Origin of the sequence: Persicitalea sp. (genome assembly GCF_041751555.1) — a bacterium.
Classification (GTDB): Bacteria; Bacteroidota; Bacteroidia; order Cytophagales; family Spirosomataceae; genus Persicitalea.
In genome coordinates, this window is the sequence record NZ_JBGSXF010000317.1 from 1 (window position 1) to 2,743 (window position 2,743).

2 protein-coding genes and 1 pseudogene are annotated in these 2,743 nt (G+C 47.3%); all 3 read left to right on the plus strand.

The features are described 5' to 3' along the window. Positions 1 to 622 (plus strand): annotated as a pseudogene (locus ACEW8P_RS11435) (DNA polymerase IV); the annotation flags it as partial. Positions 623 to 1,104: 482 nt separating this feature from the next. After that, entirely contained in the window at positions 1,105 to 1,953 is an 849-nt protein-coding gene (locus tag ACEW8P_RS11440) for a MotA/TolQ/ExbB proton channel family protein (RefSeq protein WP_373513212.1), read from the plus strand. Between the two features lie 105 nt (positions 1,954 to 2,058). Continuing rightward, entirely contained in the window at positions 2,059 to 2,679 is a 621-nt protein-coding gene (locus ACEW8P_RS11445) for an ExbD/TolR family protein (protein WP_373513213.1), read from the plus strand. The last annotated feature ends 64 nt before the right edge of the window (positions 2,680 to 2,743 follow it).

Sequence of the window (2,743 nt, forward strand, 5' to 3'; positions counted from 1 at the left end):
CTCACCTGAGAAGTTGCAACTGGTTTTCAAGAGCTTAGTAGGCTTACAGTGGCACTATCGTCTCAATTTCGGTGGCGAGATGGATTTGCGCGAGCAGGTGGGGTACAAAACCATGCAGGCCATGCGAACGCTCTCGGCGACACAGCGCGCGTCACCCGAATCGCTCGACGCAATTTTTCTAGGATTATGTTTAAGGTTAGAAGGGCGCATGGTAAAGCAACAGGTTTATTGCCGCGTAGTAGTGTTTACGGCACGCTACTACGACATTTCATACCAGTACGAAACGCAGGTTCGTTTTCCCACCCCTGTGCAGGACGGTATAGAGCTCTACCAAACCCTGGGTCAGCGTATGGAGCAATTTGCACGATCTCAGACCTGCGACCCCGTCCTAAACTCGAACATGCGTAGAATGGGGGTAGGGGTTAGTGATTTTGTACCAGCAGAAATGATTCAGTACCAGCTTTTCGATACCCAACAGCGGCGCGACAAACTCAGAAAAGTGCTTTACGAGATAAAAGACGAGTTCGGAAAAGAAAAGATAGTGAGGGCCACCGAGCTTAGAAGTGACCCGCTCCTAAAGGATGTAATCGGCTTCGGGTCGATCCGCGACATCGACGAATAAAAAGCAATTGAAGATACGAGTATAAAGAAAGTGCCCCGCTCCTTTACTGGTTCTTGCTCGGTTGGAGTATTGTGCAGCCTCCCTTCCCAAAGAAAATTTGTTTTTGTGTAAGTAAGGCTCTATTTTTCCGACTCCGTTTGGTTAATAAGCAGTTCAAACTAAATGAGTAATTTTAGAAAAGTACAATTTATTTAAGAGGAAAATATCCTAAGAATCACCAATTCTCATCAATCAATCAAGATTATTTGAAATTATAATACTAACTCGATATTGGAAAAGTAATATTTGATAACAAGGATTTTAAAAAAGTTTTAAAAAACTAAACATTGCCTTGCGGAATTTTAAAAGGAAAACCCATACTTTTGCCTTGTCCATTGTTTCACCTTTAAATCGGAAGATTATTTTACCAGAAGCCATTTATTCAAAATTTTTTATCTAATCAGTAACCAAAACCTCAATTAACTCTTTAAAAAGCAAGTCTAATGGAAAAGAAAGCTACGACCCCGGCACCAAAAGCTGCCAAAGCCCCCAAAGACCCAAAAGCGAAAGGAAAAGGTGGAGTGTTGAACCCGGCTTGGGTCATTCCCCTGCTGTTTGTCATTGCCCTGGCAATTTACATCTACGTGCTGGGTGCCCCCGAACACTTTATCGACGGTGACCACGAAAAAGGCCCCGCACCCGGCGACTACTACGGTATCGTATATAAGGGAGGCCCCATCGTACCGATTCTGATGACCTGCTTTCTGATCGTGCTGGTGTATACTATCGAGCGTCTCATTACTCTGGGTAAGGCTAGTGGAACCTCCAACGTAGACGCATTTGTTCGCAAAATCCGGAGTTTGTTGGACCGCAACCAAATCGACGAAGCCATCAAGGAGTGCGACAAGCAGAAGGGATCGGTCGGTAACGTAATCCGTACAGGTCTGGAGAAATACAAGCTGCTTACTACCGATACGGTACTTGACAAGGAGCAAAAAATGGCTGCTCTATCGAAAGAAATTGAGGAAGCTACGACGCTCGAAATGCCCATGCTACAAAAGAACCTGACGATTATCGCGACGCTGGCTTCGGCCTCTACGCTGATCGCCCTGCTCGGAACGGTAATCGGAATGATCAAGGCGTTCGCCGCCCTGGGAGCTTCCGGTTCTCCTGATTCGGCCGCCCTGGCAACGGGTATCTCCGAGGCCTTGATTAACACGGGTCTGGGTATCGGTACTGCCGCCATCGCGACGATCTCCTACGCTTACCTGAACAGTAAAGTGGATGACCTGACGTACAGCATCGAAGAAATCAGCATGAGCATCCAGCAAAATTTTGCCGCTCACTATTGATTGATTATCAGGCGGTTCTGAGATGACCCGCCTGATAATTTTTGTTTTTGTGCAAAATAATCGATAGTATTGTTTCGTTAATATAAAAAAAACTTATATATTGCCATGGCAAAAGTAAGACCAAAGAAGCATCCACCCACGATCGACATGACAGCGATGACGGATGTAGCGTTTCTGCTGCTGACGTTCTTCATTATGACCGCCACGTTCAAGTCGCAGGAGGCCGCCGAGATCGACACACCGTCCTCTATCTCTGCCATCAAAGTACCCGATGACAATATCATGATGATAAGCATCGGCAACGACGGTGAGGTGTTTTTCGGTGTGGACGCGCAGCCTGACCGCATCAGAATGTTGGAAAACATCGCTGAAACCAAGGGACTGACTTTTACGGACGCGCAGAAGCAGAAGTTTTCCTATCAGGCGAGCTTTGGCTTTCCGCTGGCGCAACTGAAAGGGTGGCTCGACCTGCCCAGCCCGGAAATGGGACTCGTGAAGCAGCCGGGTATCCCGACGGATTCGACCGGAGTAAGTGAACTAGCCGACTGGGTGTATGCCGGCCGGAAAGCGAATTCTCAGCTTCGCATCGCAATCAAGGGAGACAATTCGGCAAAGTTTCCGACGTTTAAAAACGTGCTGGCGAATCTGCAATCGCAGAACATCAACAAGTTCAACCTGATCACCGACTCCGAGGAGCCGCCCGCAGGCTGGCGATCGGACAATTAGAAACCTGTAAACGATTGAGTTTACCCTAAACATCAAAAGCGATGGCAGAAATAGTAGAATCGGG